Raw genomic sequence first — 21,616 nt, 5'->3', positions numbered from 1 at the left:
AAGCTATAGATCACGGCTTTTGATTTGCTTTTGCGCGACGTTGGCGGGATCGCGGCTGCCAGGAGGCGGTCGGGCGACGGCTGCGGCCGGTGTGGTTCTGGCAGCCGTCGCCGGACGGGCCCGCCCCGCAAGCCGGTTACATGGTGGCGGAGGTGTTGGTGAAGCCGGTTCTGGCCACGATGTCCGCGTAGCCGTTGACGTTGAAGTCCTCGGTGTAGAAGTAGGTGAAACCGCCCGGCCCGGCGCTGACCGCGGTGGCGAACTGGTTGCCGACGGTGTTCGGGTTCATCCGCTCGGCGGGAAAGCGTCCGGTCGCGGATCCGTCGGCGTTGAAGCCCTTGGCGTACACCTCGTGCGTGCGGTCCTGGTTCCAGATGTCGGTCTCGGTCCAGCCGACGACGAAGCTTCCGGACGGCTCCGCGGCGATCGACGGCGTCCCCTGCACGGCGCAGACGTTCAGGTGGCAGAGGGGCGGGTACTCCAGGTTGCCGTCGGCCTGGTCGCCCAGGGTGTAGCGGCCGTTCTTCACCGGCTTCTCGGCGAACCGGCCGGCGAGCGACGGGGTGAATCCGCGGGCCCGCACCCGCCAGATGCCGCCGAGGTTGTCGCTCCAGGCCACCACGCTGTTTCCTGACGAGGTGGTCGCGACCGCGGGTGCGAGGTGCTGGCCCGCGTTGTTGGCGTTGATCTGGGTACGGCCGGCCACCACGGCCCCGGTCGTGCCGAGCCGCTTGCCGTACACGTGAGGGGCCTGTTGCCAGACGACGGTGGCGACGCCGGAGGCGTCCACCGCGACGTCGGGCCGGTTGCCGGCGCCGACCTCGTCCGGGCCCCAGAGCCGGGTGACGGTCGAGGAGTATCCGGCGGCGCGGACGGACGAGGTGTGACCGTCCTCCCAGGCCACGGTGAACGCTCCGGCGCCGGTGACCGCGATCCTGGGCCGCGTCTGGTCACCGCGCCATTCCGGCTGGTTGACCCAGATCGTGGCGCCGAGCTGGCCGGTGACGGAGAGCTTGCGCACGGCGATGTTGTGCTCGCCGCGGCAGTCGCCGTCCTCGGCCCAGGCGACGTAGGCGTTGCCGCCGTCGTCGACTCCGGCCGCGGGCTGGACGTGGTTCCAGCCGGTGGCGCAGCCCGCTCCGCCCATGTCCACGCGGATCGGGCCGGTGACGGGCTGGCCGTACCGGAAGATTCTGGCGAAAATCCGTGCGCCGCTCTCCCAGGTGAGGGCGGTGTAGCCGTTGCGTTCGGCCGAGGCTCTGGGGTTGCGCTCGTCGGCCGCGTCGTTGGCGGCCATCCGCAGGGCGGCGTTCGGGTAGGCGGCGGGCACGACCTTGATGGCCTGCGCGTACAGCAGATCCATGGTGGCGGTGTAGGCGGTGTAGATCGCGGCATCGTCGATCTTGACGAAAGAGTCGTCGGCCGTGGTCAGCGAGCCCATGTTGATGTTGTGCGAGCCGGTGTAGACGTACTGCCCGCCCAGCGCGTCCTCGGTCAGCATGATCTTGGAGTGGAGTGTGCCCACGTCGCAGGTGGTGACGGGCTCGTGGCAGCCGCCGGGGCGGAAGGTGTGGACGACGAGGCCGTCCTTGGCGAGTTCCTTGGCCACGTCCGTGGTCTGGTTGCCCTCCGGTACGAAGATCTGGATCGAACAGCCCCGCTTCTTGCGGTTCACCAGCGCGGTGCGGACCGCGACGCGGTCGAGCGCGAACTGGGAGTGCGCCAGCCGGATCGAACCCGGGCACTCGACCGCGTCGATCGCCTCCGCCATCGGGTCGTCGGCGCGTGGTGTCATCCAGACGGTCACCTTGCCGCTGTCGGAGGTGAAGGAGCCCGACCAGGTGTGGATCTGCTGCGACCACAGCTTGTCGAAGACGCCGCGATATCCGGCGGCCAGCCCGGCGTCGCCCGAGCTGACCAGCATGTTCTGGTGGGCGCCGAACTTGGCGTCGAGGTTCTGCGAGCTCTGCGCCACCACGTCGGTACGGCCGTCCAGCAACCGGCTGAAGACGGCGAACTTGTGGTGCATGACATCCTTGGCGGTGCTGTTGCAGGCGTCCGCGCACAGCACCACGCGGCCCGGACCGAGATCGTTGGCCAGCTGGTCGAGAAGGGGGTTGTGCCCGGTCTTCTCCGCCACGACCCGGACGTCCACGCCGCGCCCCGCGGCCTGGACGAGCTTGTTCTTGATGACCGCCCGTTCGAGCACGAACGTGGCCAGCCGGAGGGTGGAGCCCGGCGCCGCCTGGTCGATCAGCCCGGTGAGCTGGGTCTCCAGCGAGTCGTCGGTGGGGCCGGTGACGCCCGGGGCGGCGAAGTACGCCTCGAGCTGCGGGGTGGCTGCCGCCTGAGCCGGTACGGCCAGGCCGAGCAGCATGACTAAGCTGGCAAGAATCTTGAGCATGTGACCTCTCTCGCGGGAAGAAGCACCGGCCGTGTCAGTTCGTCCCCCGAGCCGGACGGGTGCGGAGGATAGTGGGGGGTGACCGGTTCGAAGGTGGCGGACACAAGATCGTCTCTTAGCGCTGATCCCCGAAATCGCATTTATAGTGGACTCCACAATTAATAACCGTCAAGAGGGGATCAACGCAGTGACCCTCGCTGTCAGCGGTGGCGACCTCCAGCGACTGCGGCGGCTCAACGCCCTCGCCGTCGTCTCCGCCCTGCGCGGGGCCGGGCCGCTCCCGCTCACCCGGCTCGCCGAGCACACCGAGCTGGCCAGAGCGACGATCAAGGAAGTGGTCCGCGACCTCATCTCCATGGGCTGGGTCGCCGAGATGGATCCGAGCACCGGCGGCGGCAAGGGCCGCCCCGCCCGCCGCTATCGCTTCCGCGCCGAGAACGGCCGGGTGCTCGGCCTCGACATAGGGGCGCACAAGGTCCTGGCCGCCATCAGCGACCTCGACGGCGAGGTCCGGCACGTCTCCCGCGAGCCGATCACCCCCGGGCACACCAGGCGGGAGCGCCTGGCCGCCGTCGACCGGGCCGTCGACGCGTGCCTGGCCGCCACCGGCACCTCACCGGCCGACGTGTGGATCACCACCGCCGGGAGCACCGGCTACGTCGACAACGAGGGCAACGTCGTCATCTCGCGCGCCATCCACGACTGGTCCGGCGTGCCCCTGGCCGACCACCTGTCCGGCCGTCTGGCCGGTGAGGTCCTGGTGGACAACGACAGCCGTCTCGCCGCGCTCGCCGAATGCCGGCGCGGGTCCGCCCGCGACGCGCGCAACATCGTCTACCTGCACATCGGCCGCCGGGCCGGCGCGGCCATCATCCTGGACGGCGTCCCGCTGCGCGGCTCCACCGGAGCGGCCGGCGAGATCGGCCTTCACCCGCTGTTCCACCTGGCCGACTCCAGCGACGTGCTGACCGCGGGAAACTCGGGGCAGGCGGTCTTCGACGCGGCCCGGCGCGGTGAGGCCGACGCCCTCAACGCGGTCCTGCGCTACGTCAAGGTGCTCGCCCTGGCCACCGCCGCCATGGCGCTGACCGTCGACCCCCAGGTGATCGTCATCGGCGGCGGGTTCTCACGCTCGGCCGACGTCCTGATGCCGCCGCTGCGCGCAGAACTGGAGACGATGTGCCTGCGCACCCCCGAGCTGCGCGCCTCGACGCTCGGGGACGAATGCGTGGCCATCGGGGCCGTCTGCCTCGGGGTCGAGCACCTCAACCAGCGGTTCTTCAACCCGGAGGACGGACCGGTGGCCCCGCTTCGTTAATTACGATCTCCACCATATATAGCGATCCGTGCGCGAAATCGCTTCAAGTCTTGTCTTTTCAATCACCATTAGGCATCTTGATCGCAACGGCATCACGCCTTGACGATGCAACGTGATGGAGAGGCCGACAGAGCATGGACGATCTCCGCATTGCCGCCATCGGGCTGGGACAGAGGCGCAGCCTCGCCGTCGCCGCCCACCGAGAGTCAGGCCGCGGATCGCGTGTCACCGCCGTCTGCGACCTGGATGAGACCACCCTCCGCGCGGAGGCCGGCTTCTTCGGCGCGAACGCCGCCGAGACCGACTACCGCCGCCTGCTGGACCGCGACGACGTCGACGCGGTGCTGGTGGCGACCCCCGACCACACGCACGCCCGGGTGGCGATCGACGCGCTGCGCGCCGGCAAGGCCGTCTACCTGGAGAAACCGATGGCGACGACGGTGGCGGACGCCGACGCCGTCCTGCGTGCCGCCAGGGAGTCGGGCTCCCGGCTGTACGTCGGGCACAACATGCGGCACATGGAGGTGGTACGCCTCATGCGCCGGCTCGTGCTCGAAGGCCGGATCGGCACCCCGAAGGCGGTGTGGATCCGCCACTTCGTGGGCCACGGCGGCGACTACTTCTTCAAGGACTGGCACGCCGAGCGGTCCAAGGTGAACAGCCTGCTGCTGCAGAAGGCCTGCCACGACCTCGACGCCATGCACTGGATCGTCGGCGGCCACACCGAGGAGGTGCAGGCACTGGGCGGGCTGACCGTCTACGGCGACCTGCCGCGGCGCGCGGCCGGGGTGCCCAAGGCGGAGAACTGGCTGAGCCTGGAGCACTGGCCGCCGTCGAGTCAGCGTGACCTCAACCCGGTGATCGATGTCGAGGACCTGGCGCTGCTGAACCTGCGCCTGGGCAACGGGGTGCTGGCCGCGTACCAGCAATGTCACTACACCCCCGACTACTGGCGCTCCTTCACGGTGATCGGCGACGCCGGGCGGCTGGAGAACTTCGGCGACGAGCCGGGCGGCACGATCCGGGTGTGGAACTCGAGCCGTCGCGGCTACGATCCGGCCGGGGACGCGGAGTTCCGCATCCCGGGGCCGGTCGGCGGGCACGGCGGGGCGGACGCGAAGGTGATCGAGGAGTTCGTCCGGTTCGTGCGTGAGGGCGGTCGTACCGACACCTCGCCGGTGGACGCGCGGACGGCCGTGGCCGCCGGTGACCTGGCCACCCGCTCGTTACGGAACGGCGGCGCCGTACTGCGGGTTCCCGAGCTGGAGAAGTCGCTGCGGGCCTACTTCGACAACGGACAGGTGGAGGCGGCATGAGCGGACGTCAGGACCGGTTCGACCTGAGCGGACGGGTGGCGCTGGTGACCGGCGCGGCAGGAGGCGTCGGCCGGGTGACGGCACGGCGGCTGGCGGCATCGGGCGCGGCGGTGGCCGTCACCGACATCGACGAGACCGGAGCCGTTGACCTCGCCCGGGAGATCACCGCCGGCGGTGGCAGGGCGCTCGGTCTCCGGCTGGACGTCACGTCCGCCGAGAGCGTGTCCGCGGGATTCGCCGCGGCCGCGCGGGAACTGGGCGGCCCGGTGGACGTGCTGGTCAACAACGCCATCGTGGCCTGCCCGGTGCCGCCCCGCTTCCACGAGGGGCCAGAGCGGCTCTGGGACACCGACTTCGACGTGATCGTCAAGGGCGCGGTGCGCTGCGTACAGACGTCGCTGCCCGAGATGATGGCTCGCGGCGACGGCGTGATCGTGAACGTCGTCTCGGTGAACGCCTTCGCCTTCTTCGGCCACCCCTCCTACAGCGCGGCCAAGGCGGCGATCGTCTCGCTGACGCGCTCACTGGCCGTCGAGTACGGCGGGCACGGCATCCGGGTGAACGCGATCAGCCCCGGCACCATCCGCACCCCGGCGTGGGACGAGCAGATCGCCAAGAACCCCGCCACCTTCGACGCGCTCAAACAGTGGTACCCGCTGGGCCGGGTCGGGGAGCCGGAGGACGTGGCGGCGTCGATCTGCTTCCTGGCCTCCGACAGCGCCGCCTGGATCACCGGGTCGGTCCTGACGGTCGACGGCGGGCTCACCGCGGGCAACGCCCTCATGGCCCGCTCCGTCGAAGGCAACTGACCCCTCGACCCCACAGGAAAGGACGCAACGCATGCGTGTCATGCATCTGGTGCAGTGCGGCCCCACGACCGGTGGAACCGTCAGCCACGTCGCCACCCAGGTGACCCACCAGATCGCCCGCGGGCTGAAGGTCGCCGTGGTGGCCGGGAGCGACGGCGTGCTGACCGGGCACTGCCGCGAGGCGGGCGCCGACGTCTTCGTCGACCCGACCCTGCTCCCGGTGCCGGCGCCCGGACAGCCCGGCGACCCCGCCGCCCTCCTCGCCGCCGGCGCCGGCTGGCGGCCGGACCTGATCCATGCCCACCTGATGCACGCCGGCTTCCGCGGTGAGGAGCTCTCCACGGCGATCGGGACGCCGTTGCTGTACACGCAGCACATGTACAAGCCGGTGGACCCGTTCCTGGAGGCCGCCCTGGCCACGGGAGCGGGCTTCCCGGTCATCGCCGTCGCCGAGTTCGCCCAGCGGGCCATCGGCAAGTTCCTCGGCGACGCGGGCCGCGTCCACTACGTGCCGAACGGTGTCGACGTCCCCGCCCCGTCGGGCTTCCGGCTGGAGCGGGGCGCGGGGCCACGGGTGCTGTACTGCGGACGCCTGTCGCCGGAGAAGGGCGCGGATGTCGCCGTCCTCGCGTTCGAGCTCATGCTCGGGCAACTGCCCGGCGCGAAGCTGCACCTCGTGGGGACGGGCCCCGACGAGACTCTGCTCCACCGGCTGGTCTCGGCTCTCGGGATCGCCGAGCACGTACGCTTCCACGGCAGCGTGTCGGGCGCCCTGACCGCCGAGATCGGCGCGGACGTGCTGCTGGCCTCGTCCCGCGGCGACGCGGCCAGCCTCGTCGTCCTGGAGGCGATGGCCTCGGGCGTCCCGATCGTGTCGACGGCGGTGGGCGGCATCCCCGAGCTGGTCCGGCACGAGGTCGACGGCCTGCTGGTCGCTCCCGACAACCCGCACGCCCTGGCACGCGCCGCCCTGAACGTCCTGGCACGCGAAGACCGCGGCGCCGCCATGGCCGCCCGCGCCCGCGACCGGCACCGGGAGCTGTACACGGCCGCCCTCATGGTGGAACGCACCTGCGCCGTCTACGAAACCGTCACGCGGTGAGCGGTGGCAGAGGGCGGTTGATCTGGCAGTCCGCTGCGCTGGTCCTCCTGCTGGCCTCGACCTGGCTGGTCGTGGAGGCCTCCCTGCGCGACGCGAGCACCGGGATCGTGTCGGCGGGCCGTACGGCGTTCACCGTCCTGGGCCTGGTGGCGCTCACCTGGTGGTCGCCCGCCTCCGCGTCGCCCGCCTCCCCGGCCACGGGTTATCGATGGTGGCAGATCGGGCTGCTGGCGCTGACCGGTGTGACCGCGTACACGGTGCTCTCGACCGTCGCGATCAGCCTCGCCGGACCGGCGTTGCCCGCGCTGACCCTCTCCCTGACCCCGGCCGTGGTGCTGATCGCCGAGAGCGTCATGCTGCGCACCCGGCCCTCACCACGCACCATCGCCGGAACCGTGATCGCCGTCGCCGGCGCCGTGCTCTACACGGTCCCCCGGCTTGCGGGATCGCTCGGCGACGACGTGGCGCTCGGGGCGCTGGTCGCGCTCGCGGCGATGTTCTCCATGGCCTTCTACGGTCTCTACTTCAGCAGAACGAACCGCGGCTACCAGGGGGCGATGGCGCCACGCATCCTGCCGATCTTCGCGGTCGGGACGATACCGCTCGCCGCTTGGGCGGCGACGGACGTCGCGGCCGGCGAGCGGGTCAGCTGGCCGGTGCTGGGCATGCTCGTGCTCCTGGGCATCGTCATCTACGTGCCCGTCTACCTCCTTCAACATCGCATCCTGCTGACCGGCGGGCCGTCCTACTCCGCTCTGCTCGGCCTCGCCGTACCGCCGCTGGTAGGGGTCAGCTCGGCGCTGCTGCACCTGGCCGGGGCGCCGACGTCGATGCAGATCGCCAGCATGGGGCTCACGCTCGCCGGGATGGCACTCGTCATCCGGAGCAAGCTGGCTCGGGAGAAGAAGGATGAGCCCGCGCACGCCGCGTCTTCGTAGAGTGATGCGAGACTCACGCCTTGCCGCCCTGCCGCCGGGAGGACCAAGCGGCCGTCCCCCGGTGGATGAAGATCACGAAAATCGACGGGAGAGCCGCCCCTCTCGTACGCTCCCGGCTGGGCGTGCACGATGCCCGGGGACGGCTCCTCAGCCGGCATGGTCGAGCCGGAGGTCGAATCCGTCGGCCGCGAGCTCGGTCAGGAACGCGATCGGGTCCACCATCTGCTCGATGTGCCGGACGCCGGGTGGTTGCGCGGGCAGGTCGCGGATGAGCAGTGCGGCGGCGCGCCCGGTGACGCGGCTCTGCCGTCGCCCGCTGAAGGACGCCCCGCCCTTGCCCGAGGTGACGGTCACGGCGAACCCGTCGCCGCCATAGTGGAACCTCGCCAGCGCGCCGAGCAGCAAGGAGCGGACCCCCTTCCGGCGCAGCAGGCGCGCGGCGGCGGGCCGGCCGGCCACGGCCAGCAGCCTGGTGAGCAGCCGGGAGTCCAGGCACAACCCGGTCCGTACGGCGGGCACGCCGAGCGTCCCGGGCAGCGTGTACTGATCCGAGAACGGAAAGCGGTGGACGACGCGGGAGCCGTACGGCAGGGGAAAGTCCATCGTCCAGGAGCCGTCCAGGGCGCCCAGCCCGTCCAGGGTCCAGGCGATCGCGGCCGGGCCGTGGTGTTCACCGGAGCCGAGCAGGACGCCGACGCGCAGTTCCGTGGCCGGTGAGCGCTCGGCGCAGACGCGGGCCAGCAGGTTGGTGACCCCGGGGACCAGGCCGACGCTGAGCGCGGCGGTCGCGCCGGACGCACGGGCCACGTCGTCGAGGCGGCCGATCTCGGCCAGCAGGTCGTGGGAGGCCGACACGTCCACGTAGTCGATGCTCCTCTTCAGGCAGGCGTGGGCGACGCGGGCGTTGTCGATCTCGGCGCACATCAGGACGGTCGTGACCCCGTCCAGCGCCCTGGCCAGGTCGGCGGGGTCGGCGGCGTCCACGCGCATCGCGGCGATGCCGGGAACGGGCGCCGCCCGGCCGGGGTTGCGCCCGGCCACGATCACCCGGGTACCGGGAACTCCGGTGAGCGCGGCGGCGGCTTCCCGGCCGACCGCGCCGTAGCCGCCGAGAATGAGGACGGTGTTCATCTCTGACTTCCTCCTTGCCGGCGAACTGTTTGGCTGAGCACGCCGGGCGGGTGCGGGCTAGGGGGTGACGACCGCGCGTCCGCCCGCCATCACGAGCAGCGGGTACTCGAGGTTCTTCACGCCGCCGTGCCCCTTGCGGATGTCCCCGGCGGCGGCGATGAGGTCGGCGGGCGCGCCGGGCCGCAGGGTGCCGAGCGGCGCCAGCCCCAGGTGCTCGCCGGCGAGCGAGGTGGCCGCGGCGAGCGCCTGCTCCAGGGAGAGCCCGGCGTACATCATCAGGCTGAGCTCCTGGGAGTCGAACCCGTGCGGGATCTCGGGATGGGCCATGTCGGTGCCGTAGAGCAGCCGGCCGCCGTGGGTGACGAACTCCTTGGCGTTCCTCATGGCGCCCTTGGTCCTGGCTTGGGTGTCGAGGGTGCCGATCATGCGTACACCCTGCCGGACGGCCTTTTTGAGCAGGTCGGCCGGCAGCGGGTCGGCGGGGCTGTGCGCCCATTCGTCCACGCCGGCCGCCAGCGCGAGGCGGGCCCCACGTTCCTCCCCGATGTGCGCGCTCACCCCGCGTCCGCGCCGGTGCGCCTCGCGCACCACGGCGAGCACCGTCTCGAGCGACGGCATCGGCCACGGCGGAGGCGTCGTGGCATGCTCCCCGCCCCACGGCGCCCCGGACTCCCCTCCGGGCTCCAGCGCGATCTTGATGACGGCCGCTCCCTGGTCGACGAGCTTGGAGACGGTACGGCGAGCCGAGTCCGCCCCGGTGACCACGGCGGCCAGCCCCGTCCCCCAGGTGGGGATCGGATAGCCGCGCGGCGCGGTGACCAGCGGCCCGGAGCCCAGGTAGCGCAGCCGCCCGGGTCCTTGCGGGCCGCCCCGCACGTGGCCGCCGAGGTCGCGGACCGTGGTCACCCCGTGGCGCAGGATCCGGTCGAAGGGCACGTGGTTGTGGGTGGCGTGCACGTGAAGGTCGATCATGCCCGGCGCGATGGTCGCCGCCCCCAGGGCGAACCTGCGGGCCGAGGGCGCGCCCACCGCCCGCGCCGGGCCGGACCGCACCACCTTGCCGTCCCTGACGAGCACCGCGGCGTCTTCGACGAAGCGCCGGCCGTCGAACATGAGGTCGGCGGTGACGAGTACTTCCTTGCCGGGGGCGAAGGCCGCGCCCGGCACGGCGACCAGGGCGCCCAGCTTGATGCTTTCGCGTCTGTTCATCTCACCTCATTTTGTAGTGTGACTACAAGAATGTTTTTGTAGTGCTGCTACAGTCAAGTGGATGGGAGAAAGATCACAGCAGACGGACGGCCGCACCGCACGGGCGCAGGCCACCAGGGCACGCGTCGTCGCGGCGGCGGCCGACCTGTTCACCGGCGCCGGCTACACCTTGACCAGCATCGGCGCCATCGCCGCCGCGGCCGGAGTGAGCGAGCAGACCATCTACTACTCCTTCGGCACCAAGAAGGCGGTCCTCGCCGCCGCGCTCGACCGGGCCGTCGCCGGTGACGACCAGCCGATCCCCACGCTGGAGCGCCCCTGGGCACGGGAGGCGGTCGCCGACCCCGACCCGCGCGGGCAGCTCCGCCGCCAGGCCGCCGGGGCGGGCGACATCTACCTGCGCGCCGCGCCGCTGCTCGACGCCGTACGCAGCGCGGCGCCCACCGATCCCGACCTGAGCGAGCTCTGGGCGACCAACCTGCGGCAACGCCTGACCGTGCAGCGGGTCTTCGCCCGAGCTCTGGCGGGCAAGACTCCGCTGCGCGACGACATGGAACCGGAGACCGCCGCCGACATCGCGCTGACGATCTTGTCTCCCGAGACCTACACGCTGCTGGTCGCGGAGCGCCGGTGGAGCCACGCCGCCTGGCAGGCCTGGGCGGAGAACGCCCTCACCCGAATGCTCACACTCCTGTGACTCCGCGCACTGCTACGCTCGTACTAGTACGATCGTAGTGAATGCGAGGGAGGACTCATGCGGATCGCGGTGGTCGGTGCGGGGCTGGGGGGAGTCGCGGCGGCGGTCGGGCTGCACCGCCAGGGTCACGAGGTGAGCCTGTACGAGCGGGGCGCCGAACTCAGGGAGGCGGGCACCGGGGTGGTGATCATGCCGAACGGCACCCGGGCCTTGCAGCGGCTCGGGCTGGACGGCTACGTCCGTACGCTGTCCCTGCCCCCCACCGACGCGGGCCTGCGCGACTGGCGCGGTCGGCCGCTGCTGGTCACCGACTCGGCCCAGGCGCAGCAGGAGATCGGCGCCGCCGCCGTCGTCGACCGGGCGGAGCTGCACCGGTCGTTGCGCGCCCCGCTGCCCGACGGCCTCGTACGCACCGGCATGCCCGTCGAACGCCTGGACCCCGGCCCCGGCGGAGTCACGGTGATCAGCGAGGGGCGTCCCGTCGAGACGGTCGACGCCGCGATCGCGGCCGACGGTGTACGCAGCAAGCTGCGCGCGCACCTGTTCCCCGGCCACCCCGGGCCGAGACGGACCGGCCGGATGGACCTTCGCGGCACGCTCCCCCGAAGCCCGGAGGCGGCGGAGAACGGCCTGCTGGCCGCCATCATGGTCGATCGGCGCACCGGGGCCGGCTTCGGCCTCTTCCCCCTCGGTGACGACACGTTGTACTGGTACACCGACACCCCGCAGGACGGCCCTCCCCCCAGCCCGGAGGAAGGGCGGCGGGAGGTGCTGGCCATGATGGCCGGATGGCACCCCGGAGTGCTCAAGGTGATCGCGGACACTCCGGCCGAGGCCATCCACGTCGATCCGATCGTCAAACTCGCCGAGCCGCTGACCTCGTACGTGTCCGGCCGGATCGCGCTTCTCGGCGACGCCGCGCATGCCATGTCACCCGACCTCGGGCAGGGGGCCAGCCAGGCCTTCGAGGACGCGGCGGCGGTGACCCGGCACCTGACCGGCGCCGAACCGGGAGAGGTCGTCCAGCGACTGCGCCGCTACGACGCCGAGCGCCGTCCCCGCGCCAACCGCATCCTGCTGGCGGCCGCCCGGCAGTCGCGGCTGACCTCCCTGACGGGCGCGCCGGCGTGGGTACGCGACGCCATGCTGCGCCTGGTCCCGAAGCGGCTGGCCACCCGGCAGCTCGCCGCCCTCTGGCACGCTTAGAGGCGGCCCGCTTCAGTCGGGACCCGCGACCACCAGAACGACCATCATCCCGGCGATGGCCAGAAAGACGAGCACGGCGAGGGTGGTGAGGACGGCGACGACCACGCGCCGCCATCCCCTACGGGGATCCATGCCGGATACCCGCCTCCGCGGCGATCAGCGTCTCGATCCCGTCGAGGATCAGCCCCAGGCCGAAGCCGAACTCGTCCTCGGCCCCTTCTTCGGCGGGCGCCCGGAACACGCTGGAGGCGAACAGCTTGGCCGCTTCGGGGAAGCGGGCCGGCTCCACCAGCGGCGAGAGGGCCGTCCCGTAGTCCCGCTCGCTCTGCGCCTGGTCGAGTCCGCTGCCGAGGCGGCCCTGCGCGAGTTGCTGCTCCAGGGCGCTGACGGTGCGGACGTATCCGCCCAGGAGGTTCAGGATGCCGAGTTTCGCCGGCCAGCCGAGGCCGGTCTCACGGAGGGCGCGCAGCAACGCGTCCATCCAGCCGATCGCGTTCGGACCGACGGGCGGGCCCGCGATGGGCAACTGCGCCAGCCAGGGGTGACGCCCGTAGACCCGGCGGCTGGTCAGCGTCCACCGCCGTAGAGCCTCCCGCCAGCCGACGGCCTCGTCGACCTCGGGCGCCGGGCCGATGGCCAGGTCGCCCATCAGCTCGCACAGTTCGTCCTTGGAGCCCACGTGGCGGTACAACGACATCTTCGTGAACCCCAGCGCCTCGGCGACCTTGGGCAAGGTGGCGCCGCCCAGGCCGTCGCGATCGGCGAGCTCTATCGCCTTGCGCACCACCTGCTCCACGTCGAGCTCGGCCGGACGCCCGCGCTGGCGTCCCGGAGAAAGGCGCCACAGCCGTTTGATGTGCGCGGAAGCCTGCGCCGACTCGTCCTGCATACCTATAGTCTCCCATAGATAGTATATGGAGGACACTAATCGAACGGAAAGGAAGACGCTGTGTGGGTACGGGTGGCCACGGACGACGTTCCCGCGCGCGAGAGGACGGACTGGTACCAGGACGTGGTGGCACAGACCATCGCGCCCCACCGGCTGAAGATCACCGACCCCGCGGGCTTCCAGGCATCGGCACGCGTGCTGCGCCTGGGCCGGATCGAACTGTCCCAGCACGTGCAGTCCGACCATCTCGCATGGCGTACGCCGCACCTGATCCGCCGTGGCGACCCGGAAGACTACCTGCTCGGGCTGATCACCCACGGGCGGAAGGCGATCTCCCAACGGCGCACCGTCAGCGTCATGGACCCCGGGGACGTGGTCCTGTTCGACACCTCGCACCCCTACTCGGCCGGATCGCCCGGCCCCCGCGACACAGCGGTCACCCTCCTCCGCATCCCCCGTGGCACGATCCCCCTCCCCCAGAACCGGCTCGACGCGGCTCTCGGCCACCGGTTCGGCACCCGCCAAGGACTGGGCGCCGTCTTTCGCCGGTTCCTGACCTCCATCGACGCCCACGCCGCCGAATGCACGCCCTTGGGCTTGCGGGTACTGGAACGCACCGTGCTCGACCTCGCCGCCGGCCTGCTCGCCCAGGAACTCGCCAGATGGCGGCACCTTCCGGAGGAAACCCGCCGGCAGGTCCTGCTGCACCGCATCGACGCCTTCATCGACCACCACCTGGCCGACTCCCGGCTCACACCCCAGGCCGTCGCCGCCCGCCACAACATCTCGCTCCGCACCCTCTACGCCCTCTTCGAAGGCCGCGGCGACACGGTGTCCGCGCTGATCCGGCGACGCCGCCTCGAACGATGCCGCGAAGAACTGGCCGACCCGTCCAGGCACCGGCATCCCATCCAGGCGATCGGCGCCCAGTGGGGCTTCCCGAACACCTCCTCCTTCTCCCGCGCCTTCCGCCGGGCCTACGGCATCACCCCCAGCGCCTACCGCCAGTCCCACCTGACCCCGGCTGTTCCACCGGCAGGACGACGCCAGACTCCATCAGAGCGGTGAACCGCCGGGAGGCCCGGCCGGCGTGGACGTGCCGGCGAGGGGCGCCGACGCGGGTCAGCGGTCCGGGGGGCGGGCCACGCGTCTGGCCCAGCGGGCGATGCCCCACAACCGGTCGCCGCCCGATCGATCCGGGTCCGCCTCCGCCTCTGTCGCCGTCGCCGCGGGGGCGGCCTGGCCGAGGAAGTACTCCGTGAGCCCGATGGCCATGGCAAGGTGCCTCATGCCTTCAACGTAGGTGGCATCTGGCTCAGAGATATAGTCCAGATTTATGCGAGATCAATGGTCCAGTTCGGGGTTGGATCTTCATCTTCAGGCAGGCACGGGTGAAGGGCTGAGAGCCGGGCTCGAGCTCGCTCTGCGTGAGGCCGTACGGAGCGGACGGCTCGCGCCGGGAACGCGGCTGCCTTCGTCGCGGACGCTCGCGAACGATCTCGGGGTCTCGCGTGGCACCGTCACCCAGGCCCTGGACCAGCTGGTCGCCGAGGGGTATCTGGAGTCGAAGCCGCGCTCGGGCCTGCGCGTGGCGCCGCAGCCCGCTCCGCCCATCGAGTCCCCACGCCCGTCGCGCGCGACGCTGCCGGCCGTACCGGGGATCGATCTCAGGTCGGGCTTCCCCGACCTGGCGGCGTTCCCGCGACGTCAGTGGCTCGCCGCCACGCGCCACGTCCTGCGGACCGCGCCCAACACAGCGTTCGGCTACCGGGATCGGACCGGCGCCGTCGAGCTGCGGCAGGCGCTGGCCGAGTACCTCGGCCGGGCCCGCGGAGTCGCCACCACCCCCGCCCACATCGTGGTGTGCGCCGGATACGCCCAGGCGCTCCGGCTGGTGTGCCAGGTCCTGAGCCACCACGCCGGTCCCGGGAGCGCGATCGCCTACGAGGATCCGACCGAGCCCGACTACCCCGCCCTCACCGAGCAGCTGGGACACCGCGCGCGTCACATCCCCGTCGACCAGGACGGGCTGCTCGTCGACCGGCTCACCGACGAATCGGCCGCCGTCGTCACCCCCGCCCACCAGTATCCGCTGGGGGTCACGCTGAGCCCGGCCCGGCGGGTCGAGCTCGTCTCCTGGGCCAGGCGGTCCGGCGGACTCATCGTGGAGGACGACTACGACGGCGAGTTCCGTTACGACCGCCGCCCCGTCGGCGCGCTCCAGGGAATGGCCCCCGACCGGGTCATCTACGTGGGAACCACCAGCAAGACCATCGCCCCCGGCCTGCGCCTCGCCTGGCTCGTCCTGCCCGGCAGCCTTGTCGACCCGCTACACGAGGCGACGCGCTGGGACGAGTCGTACGTCAACGTGATCGACCAGCTCGTCCTCGCCCGGCTCATCCAGACCGGCGAACTCGACCGGCACATCCGCCACTGCCGAACCCGCTACCGCCGCCGCCGCGATCTCCTCGGCCAGGCGATCGCCGGGCAGCTGCCGTACGCGCGGCTGTCGGGCGTCGCCGCCGGGCTGCACGCCGTGCTCCAGTTCCCCGCGCATACCGGCTCCGAGGCTTCCCTGCTCGGCCACCTCGAACGAGGCGGCATCCACGTCGAGGGCCTGTCGCCCTTCTACCACCGGCGGGAGAACACGCCGCCGGCCATCGTGATCGGCTACGCCACCCCCGCCGAGCACACCTACCGCCACGCCCTCGGCGCCCTCGTCGACGCCCTCCGCGCCGCTCCCACATGAGAGCCCTTCATCGGTCCGGTACGGCTCCCGCCTTCCTCGGCGGGAGCCGTACCGGATGACAGGTCAGGACGGGGACGGGAGGGTGATGTCGAGCGTGCGTTCGCGGCCCCGGGTGACGCGGACCGGGTCCGCCCCCTCGAAGGCCGCCGCGTCCTCGTGCCAGCGGAAGCCGCGGCCGGACGCCCAGAGTTTGATCTTCACGTGCTGGCCGGCGAGCCCGCGGAGGGTGTAGGCGCCGCCGTTGCCGTACTCGGCCGGTCCCGCGACATCGCCGGTGCGGGTGTTGTAGCTCCACAGGTCGACGAATCCGGAGTAGACGGTGCCGTCCTTGTTCAGGGTGCGGCCGGTCAGCGTTCCCCCGCTTCTCAGTGCGGCGTCCGCGGTCACGCTCTGGCCGGAGGTGACCTTGACCGGTACGGCCGAGCGTCTGTCGGCGGCGCGCCCCGACCATTCCCAGGCGTAGTACTTGGAGAAGAGCTTGGCCGTGTACTGGATCGGCCAGGCGTAGGGGCCGAGGCCACGGAGTTCGAATGTTCCCTCGGCCGTGGTGCACGTTGCTCCGCCGACGCTGCTCTGCCCGGTGCGCAGGGGGAGGATGGTCACGCAGGCGTTGCCGTGCCGGATGGGCTCGCCCGTGTCCGCGTCGGTGATGGCGCCGGTGACGGTACCGGCCTGGTCCAGCCGAATCTGGCTCGCCCGCGTGGCCGATCCGACCACCGCCTTGAGCCGCTGGGCGCGGTACTGGCTGCCGGTGCCGCCGGAGGATCCGACCCACTGGATGCCGTGGTCCAGGCCCGGCACGGCGAGCAGGGAGTAGGTGCCGCTGTCGAGTTCGCCCACGACCACCGTGCCGTCGGCGGCGCTTCGGTACTTGCAGTCCTGGTAGCCGACCTGACCGAAGTAGCGAGGCAGGGCGATGACGCACACGCCCTGAACCGGGCTTCCCGTCACCCGGTCGCGCACCACCGTGGCGATCGCCGCCGACGGCGCCAGGCGGATCTCGACGTCGGTGGTCTGGCCGAGGACGGTGGCGACGCGCCGGGTCACCGCACGGTGCAGCCCGTCGGGGGCGTTCACCTCGACGTTGTGCTCGCCACCGGGAAGGTCGGTGAACGTGAACAGCCCGCCCGCCTGGTCGCACACGCGGTCGATCCCGACGGAGACGCAGGCCGAGCTCACGGGGTTTCCCGACCGGTCGTCGACGAGCTTGACGTTCAGCACCGCGCCGGGCAGCAAGGTCTCGTCCACCACGGTGGTGGCCCCGGCGGTGACGGTGAAGACGGCGCCGTCCTCATAGGCGATCTTCTGGGGTACCCATTGATAGCGACCCTGGTAGCGGATCTGGAGCTTGTAGATACCCGGGCGGAGGTTCGGACGGGAATAGCTGCCGTCGAACTGGGTGAAGACCTCGCCCTGACCGATGCCTGTGGCGGCGTCCGTCAGAGCCACCGCCGCGAACCGGGCGGGCGCGCCTTCGGCTGTAACGATCTTGCCGGTGATGGCTCCCGTGTCATCAGCGGCGTGGGCGGGCTGGGCCAACGCCCAGCCGGGTAAGAGGAGAAGGGAGATAGTGGCCAGGATCTTGCGCATCTTGCTCCTATGCGTTCGGCGTTCTAGCTTTCAAGATCCTTATACCCCGGCAAATCCGAATTGTCAGCGCGTGCACTCGCCTACGCCGTAACCCCACGCCTCGACGAACTCGGCCGCACGTGAAGAGCATTCCGGCGTCAGGGTCGAGTGCACCCAGCTGAATGTCGCGAAATCTCAAAGGCTTCGGCCGCCAGGGCGATCGGAGCCACGGCGGGAACGCACTGCCGCTGAGCTCCAAAGGGCGTCAGGCTGATGGAGGTCTGGGCGCGGCAGGGATGGCCGGGTTGTGTCTGGCTGTTCCGTGCGCGTGTTCCACACGGGCGGAGAGCGCGCGAGAGAGGTTGGCGAGGTATTGCGCAGTTTTCGGCGGATCGTAGGCTTGCTGGACGATCTCATCGAGTCGTGCCTTGTACGTCTCACCCGCCTCCGGATCGGTGAGGAGTGTGGAGGACGGCCCTGTGTCCACGAAGACCACATCGGTGTCCTCGGGCAGGAACCGCATGTGCGTGACCGCCCCAACCGGCTTCGGCGGATGGCCGGCCGAGAACGGGTGCAGCCGGAGATCGATGTTGGGACGACCGCCGAGCGTGATCAGGCGGAGGAGCTGCTCCAGCCGGTCGGCGACGCTGCCCCAGTCGTAGCAGAGGGCCGCCTCGGTGATGACGGCGATGATGGAGGGAGCGGCAGCGTCGCCGTCCAGGATGCGCTGCCGGCGAATGACGGTCTCCATCAAACGGGAGCCTTGCTCGGCTGCCGGACGTAGCTGGAGTTCGGCGTATCTGCGCGTCTGGAAGAGCACCGGGAAGGTCAAGGGCGAGAAGAGCCTGATCTCTCGTGCGTCGTTTTCGAATCCCGGATACTCCGTGTCGAACACGTCACCGTACTCTCGCCACCAGGGCCGCTTACGGGCCAGCGTGACGAGCTCGATGATGCCGTCTCGCTCGTGCCGCTCGATCCGGTAGAGCCAGAGCAGGTCGCGAATATCGCTGATCTCCGGTCGCTTCCATTGATTGGTTTCGAATCTGCCGAGCTTGCCCCGCCCCCATCCGAGCGTTTCGCAGACCTGGGTGGCTGTGAGTCCGCGACGGCGGCGGAGGCGGGACAGCGTCTCGGCCAGCCTTCGTTTGGCGATCGTGGCCCCGTGGGCGTCATCATCCATCACTGGTCGATGAAGTCCAGCGGCACCGTTTTGAACCCCTCTACCTTTTCCGGTACCAGCAGTTGCTGGGCAACCGCCGACGCCACCAGCGAGTTCAGCAGCGAATTCAACGCCGAGGCCAGCGCATTCTTGTTGTCGTCGCGGCGGTCGTCGTCGGCGATATAGGCGGCCAGCGTCGACACCTGCTTGAGCACCGCCTCGCTCGCATCTCCGAATCCGTAGGTGATCGTGCGGGGATGGGCCCGCCAATCCGGGTCGAGCAGCGAGGTGAGGGCGTCCTTCCAAACCCCTCCGGGACGGTCGGTCGGGTTTCCGTCGGTGAGCAGGAAGACGACCGGGCGGAGGACCGCGACTCCCTTGCCCCGCAGTGTGGGGATGTCGCTCTCAATACGCTCCCTGATCAGCTGGAACATCGGGGCGAAGTTGGTGACTCCGCCGCAGGTCACCGTAGGCAGCGCGGTCAGCTGGGAGATCTCCGTCATCTCCAGAACGACGTGGGGCATGGTGTTGAACGAGACGATCGACAGGTGAATGAAGTCGCTCACCTTGGGACTGGTGTAGAGCGTGTCCACGATCTCGGTCAGGGTGTCGTTGAGAAGACGCTCGAACGGGTCCATTGATCCGGAGGTGTCGAGGACGACGTACGTCGGCAGGCCCTGAACTCCGTCGCCGTGTCCTTCTTCGTGAGGGTGCATGGAAGTCTCCTTCGCGGTCAGGTGAGCTACGTGGTCAGTTGGTACACGCCGAAAACCACCACGCCGATGAGAATGAGCACGATCAGGCAGCCGACGAATCCCAGGAGGAATGGCAGAGGGTCCGTCTGGGCGGACGAAGCCTTCGTGGGTGAGGGCGCGACCCGGGTGGATTGGCCGGCGTTGACGGTTCGCGTCCCAGCCTTGGGAGCGGGCCGCTTGGGCGTAGGCGGTGGCGGGGAGGAATGTGGACGGGTCCCCGGGGGCCGCCATGGCCTCAGGACGGTGACGTTGTGCCCGCCCGATGGCGGCGTCGTCGCAGTCGCCTCCACCGGAGACTCGATGGCCCGGTGGAGCTCGGCGAGCGTCGGTCGCAGGTCGATGGTCTTGGAGTCCAGTGCACGGCGGAGGAGGTCGGTGAGCTGAGAGTGATCCGGGTAGAGCCGTTCCATCTCGGCGAGCGCCGCCCGGCTGTCCTTACGTTGCCCGGTTACCGCGCGCGTCACCAGGAGGGCGACCTTGAACCGGTCCGTATGAGTGGTCACCGGCTGGTTGCGCCTCATCAGCGGATCTTCCCAATTGGGGGTTTCCACGAAACGGCGCCGCCCGATGCCCGACGCGTCCACGTCGATGATCAATGTGTTCTGCGTGCTCGGTGACCAGAAGGCATTGGCGAACGACCAGTCGGCGTACACGATGTCGTACTTCTCGAAGAGCGCGGCGCAGGCGACCAGGTTGCTCATCGCGCTGAGCCGGCTCCGCGTATCCGGCACAGGCAAGCCGAGCTTTCCCAGCTTGTCCGCGGTGTTGGCCAGATGATCGACCTCCACGACCTGGCGTCTGGTCCGGCCACCAAGCAGTGTCATGTCCCAGAAGAACTCCGGCTCGGCCTTGGCCATGATCGTGCCGACGGTGCGATAGCCCTCCACGACCCGGGCCACTGGCCAGGCGATGGCCCGGTCCACCAGAGCCAGTTCGGCGGGCGGCATGGTCTCCGGCAGCTCGATCAGCTTGCCAAGTACCCGATGGTCGACCTTCGTCTCGGGCCGGTACCGCTTCACGAGCCAGCCCTTGAAAGCGGGCGGCTCGAAGATGACGGACGACTCGCCATTGTCTCGGGCGACGACATCCGCGTCGGCATACTGGTCGAGCGCCGACAGCGGCATCGTCCGCTCGAAGGGAGAATCCGACCAGGTCCTCATGGACATCTGCCCGGAGACCAGATCACGACCGCGGTTCTGTCGTCCAGCCGGCCTTTCGCTTCGAACCCGACCGTGTCGATGAAGCCGCCGATGGAGGGCGGTCGCTCCCACTGTTCGGTGAACCACTCGGCCAGTCGGCCGGGGCCGAGGAGCACGTCCCCGATGCCATCGGTGGTCAGCGCGAGGACATCGCCTGGTGCCAGTTCAATCCTTCGCAGAATGACCTGGCTGGGGAAATGAGGAAGGAAGGCGGAGAGGTGACCGGCGTCCATGCCCTGTTTGGTGTCGCCCGCGACCTGGCGCCACGAGCATTCCTGCCGTAGCCACCCGCTCACGTCGGCGATGGTCGCGAGAAGGACCTCTCGTCCACCCCCGGAATTGGGGACGAGTTCTATGGTTGCGCCGAGGGCTGCCGCCCGGACGTCGTCCGGCTGCAGCCCGCGTTGCTCGGCCGTGGTCGTCATGCGTTTGGCCGCGCTTCCAAAGCAAGCACCCAGATCCTCCAGAGTGATGGAACGTCGTTCGGCCAGGACGGATCGCAGCCGCGTGGCGATGGTGTCGGCGGCCACATTCGCACCGAGGTCTGAATGGGAGCTGTCGGACATCCCGTCGGCGACCGCGACGATCAAATGCCGCCGCGCCTGGTCGACCCCGAGACGATAGGCATCCTGACGCGGCATCGCGGGCTCCTGGCATCGATGGCTCGGGCCGACGATGGAGGCGGCTCGCACGTGGAGATCACCGACGAGTGCGGAGTCGGCGCAGATCCCGGCTGGGCCGGGGGATCCTGAGATTCGCCATGGCTCCATGCTGGCTGTTCCGGGCGTGCCCAGGGGCCAGGGGAAGTGGTCGGCTACAAGAGCAGGTCCGGCTGGACCAAGGTCTACGGCCGCCGGCGGCGGAGGTGCGATCGCCCGCGCCGGAACGTCGGGAATGCTGATGTCCTCCTCCTTCACGGGATGGGGTGCCCCTCCCACGGCATGAGCTCCACGGCGGGCTCCCGAGGTCTGCCGGAACAGCAGGACGAGGAACACGACCGAGGCGGTCACCGCCGCGATGACCGCGCCCACAAACCCTGCCCACCCGAGGTGATACCAGCTCAGCGCGGTGAGAGTCAGCACCAAGGCGATCCATCCGGCGATGAGGAGCACCTGCCGCACACGAAAGGTCCTGATCCGCCGGTCGGGGAGTCGTATGGGCTTACC

19 protein-coding genes are annotated in these 21,616 nt (G+C 70.3%); 9 read left to right on the top strand and 10 right to left on the bottom strand.

Features of this window, described 5'->3' with window-relative positions; genetic code table 11:
- Positions 1–136: 136 nt before the first annotated feature.
- On the bottom strand, positions 137–2,404 hold the full coding sequence (locus tag ACIBHY_RS51510; RefSeq protein WP_397310661.1) for a phosphatidylserine/phosphatidylglycerophosphate/cardiolipin synthase family protein: 2,268 nt from the start codon (positions 2,402–2,404) through the stop codon (positions 137–139).
- Positions 2,405–2,591: 187 nt separating this feature from the next.
- On the opposite strand from ACIBHY_RS51510, the gene ACIBHY_RS51505 reads away from it, so the two are divergent.
- The 5 genes from ACIBHY_RS51505 to ACIBHY_RS51485 all read left to right on the top strand — a co-directional run bounded on the left by ACIBHY_RS51505 (position 2,592) and on the right by ACIBHY_RS51485 (position 7,887).
- Positions 2,592–3,722 carry an ROK family protein gene (locus tag ACIBHY_RS51505; protein ID WP_397310660.1) on the top strand — a complete coding sequence of 377 codons (1,131 nt, stop codon included), beginning with the start codon at positions 2,592–2,594 and terminating at the stop codon, positions 3,720–3,722.
- A 134-nt stretch (positions 3,723–3,856) separates the two neighbouring features.
- Complete coding sequence (locus ACIBHY_RS51500) at positions 3,857–5,038, top strand: Gfo/Idh/MocA family protein (RefSeq protein ID WP_397258910.1); 1,182 nt, start codon at positions 3,857–3,859, stop codon at positions 5,036–5,038.
- Complete coding sequence (locus ACIBHY_RS51495; RefSeq protein WP_397310659.1) at positions 5,035–5,847, top strand: SDR family NAD(P)-dependent oxidoreductase; 813 nt, start codon at positions 5,035–5,037, stop codon at positions 5,845–5,847. The genes ACIBHY_RS51500 and ACIBHY_RS51495 overlap by 4 nt, the downstream gene beginning before the upstream one ends.
- 31 nt (positions 5,848–5,878) lie before the next feature.
- Positions 5,879–6,949, top strand: a complete 1,071-nt coding sequence (locus ACIBHY_RS51490; protein ID WP_397310658.1) for a glycosyltransferase family 4 protein — start codon at positions 5,879–5,881, stop codon at positions 6,947–6,949.
- Positions 6,946–7,887 carry a DMT family transporter gene (locus ACIBHY_RS51485; protein WP_397258916.1) on the top strand — a complete coding sequence of 314 codons (942 nt, stop codon included), beginning with the start codon at positions 6,946–6,948 and terminating at the stop codon, positions 7,885–7,887. The genes ACIBHY_RS51490 and ACIBHY_RS51485 overlap by 4 nt, the downstream gene beginning before the upstream one ends.
- Positions 7,888–8,034: 147 nt before the next feature.
- Here ACIBHY_RS51485 and ACIBHY_RS51480 read toward each other — a convergent pair whose 3' ends face one another.
- The gene (locus ACIBHY_RS51480) at positions 8,035–9,018 is read right to left on the bottom strand and encodes a saccharopine dehydrogenase family protein (RefSeq protein WP_397258918.1); all 984 of its coding nucleotides are present in this window, start codon (positions 9,016–9,018) and stop codon (positions 8,035–8,037) included.
- 57 nt (positions 9,019–9,075) lie between these two features.
- Positions 9,076–10,227: an amidohydrolase family protein gene (locus tag ACIBHY_RS51475; RefSeq protein ID WP_397310657.1), complete on the bottom strand. Its 1,152-nt coding sequence runs from the start codon at positions 10,225–10,227 to the stop codon at positions 9,076–9,078.
- A gap of 61 nt (positions 10,228–10,288) precedes the next feature.
- On the opposite strand from ACIBHY_RS51475, the gene ACIBHY_RS51470 reads away from it, so the two are divergent.
- Together ACIBHY_RS51470 and ACIBHY_RS51465 are read left to right on the top strand one after the other, a co-directional pair.
- A complete protein-coding gene (locus ACIBHY_RS51470) occupies positions 10,289–10,924 on the top strand; it encodes a TetR/AcrR family transcriptional regulator (protein WP_397258922.1) in 636 nt (211 codons plus the stop codon).
- Positions 10,925–10,981: 57 nt separating this feature from the next.
- Entirely contained in the window at positions 10,982–12,130 is a 1,149-nt protein-coding gene (locus ACIBHY_RS51465; protein ID WP_397310656.1) for an FAD-dependent oxidoreductase, read from the top strand.
- Positions 12,131–12,248: 118 nt separating this feature from the next.
- On the opposite strand, the gene ACIBHY_RS51460 is transcribed toward ACIBHY_RS51465, so the two are convergent.
- A complete protein-coding gene (locus tag ACIBHY_RS51460) occupies positions 12,249–13,019 on the bottom strand; it encodes a TetR/AcrR family transcriptional regulator (protein WP_397310655.1) in 771 nt (256 codons plus the stop codon).
- A gap of 60 nt (positions 13,020–13,079) precedes the next feature.
- Between ACIBHY_RS51460 and ACIBHY_RS51455 the strand changes: the two genes are divergently transcribed.
- On the top strand, positions 13,080–14,087 hold the full coding sequence (locus ACIBHY_RS51455) for a helix-turn-helix domain-containing protein (protein WP_397310654.1): 1,008 nt from the start codon (positions 13,080–13,082) through the stop codon (positions 14,085–14,087).
- Between the two features lie 54 nt (positions 14,088–14,141).
- Here the strand turns inward: ACIBHY_RS51455 and ACIBHY_RS51450 are convergent, their stop codons facing one another.
- A complete protein-coding gene (locus tag ACIBHY_RS51450; protein ID WP_397258930.1) occupies positions 14,142–14,309 on the bottom strand; it encodes a hypothetical protein in 168 nt (55 codons plus the stop codon).
- A gap of 73 nt (positions 14,310–14,382) precedes the next feature.
- Between ACIBHY_RS51450 and ACIBHY_RS51445 the strand changes: the two genes are divergently transcribed.
- Positions 14,383–15,768 carry a PLP-dependent aminotransferase family protein gene (locus tag ACIBHY_RS51445; RefSeq protein WP_397310653.1) on the top strand — a complete coding sequence of 462 codons (1,386 nt, stop codon included), beginning with the start codon at positions 14,383–14,385 and terminating at the stop codon, positions 15,766–15,768.
- Between the two features lie 63 nt (positions 15,769–15,831).
- Here ACIBHY_RS51445 and ACIBHY_RS51440 read toward each other — a convergent pair whose 3' ends face one another.
- From ACIBHY_RS51440 to ACIBHY_RS51420, 5 genes are all read right to left on the bottom strand, one after another.
- The gene (locus ACIBHY_RS51440; protein WP_397258933.1) at positions 15,832–17,358 is read right to left on the bottom strand and encodes a carboxypeptidase regulatory-like domain-containing protein; all 1,527 of its coding nucleotides are present in this window, start codon (positions 17,356–17,358) and stop codon (positions 15,832–15,834) included.
- Between the two features lie 244 nt (positions 17,359–17,602).
- The gene (locus ACIBHY_RS51435) at positions 17,603–18,517 is read right to left on the bottom strand and encodes a helix-turn-helix domain-containing protein (protein ID WP_397310652.1); all 915 of its coding nucleotides are present in this window, start codon (positions 18,515–18,517) and stop codon (positions 17,603–17,605) included.
- On the bottom strand, positions 18,517–19,212 hold the full coding sequence (locus tag ACIBHY_RS51430) for a VWA domain-containing protein (RefSeq protein WP_397310650.1): 696 nt from the start codon (positions 19,210–19,212) through the stop codon (positions 18,517–18,519). Before ACIBHY_RS51430 ends, ACIBHY_RS51435 begins: the two co-directional genes overlap by 1 nt.
- Positions 19,213–19,238: 26 nt before the next feature.
- Positions 19,239–20,411, bottom strand: a complete 1,173-nt coding sequence (locus tag ACIBHY_RS51425) for a hypothetical protein (RefSeq protein WP_397310649.1) — start codon at positions 20,409–20,411, stop codon at positions 19,239–19,241.
- A complete protein-coding gene (locus tag ACIBHY_RS51420; protein WP_397310648.1) occupies positions 20,408–21,571 on the bottom strand; it encodes a protein phosphatase 2C domain-containing protein in 1,164 nt (387 codons plus the stop codon). Before ACIBHY_RS51420 ends, ACIBHY_RS51425 begins: the two co-directional genes overlap by 4 nt.
- Between the last annotated feature and the right edge of the window lie 45 nt (positions 21,572–21,616).

The organism is Nonomuraea sp. NPDC050547 (genome assembly GCF_044457345.1).
Classification (GTDB): Bacteria; Actinomycetota; Actinomycetes; order Streptosporangiales; family Streptosporangiaceae; genus Nonomuraea.
The sequence above is the reverse complement of the archived record's forward strand: the minus strand, read 5'-3'. Positions and strand labels throughout refer to the sequence as shown.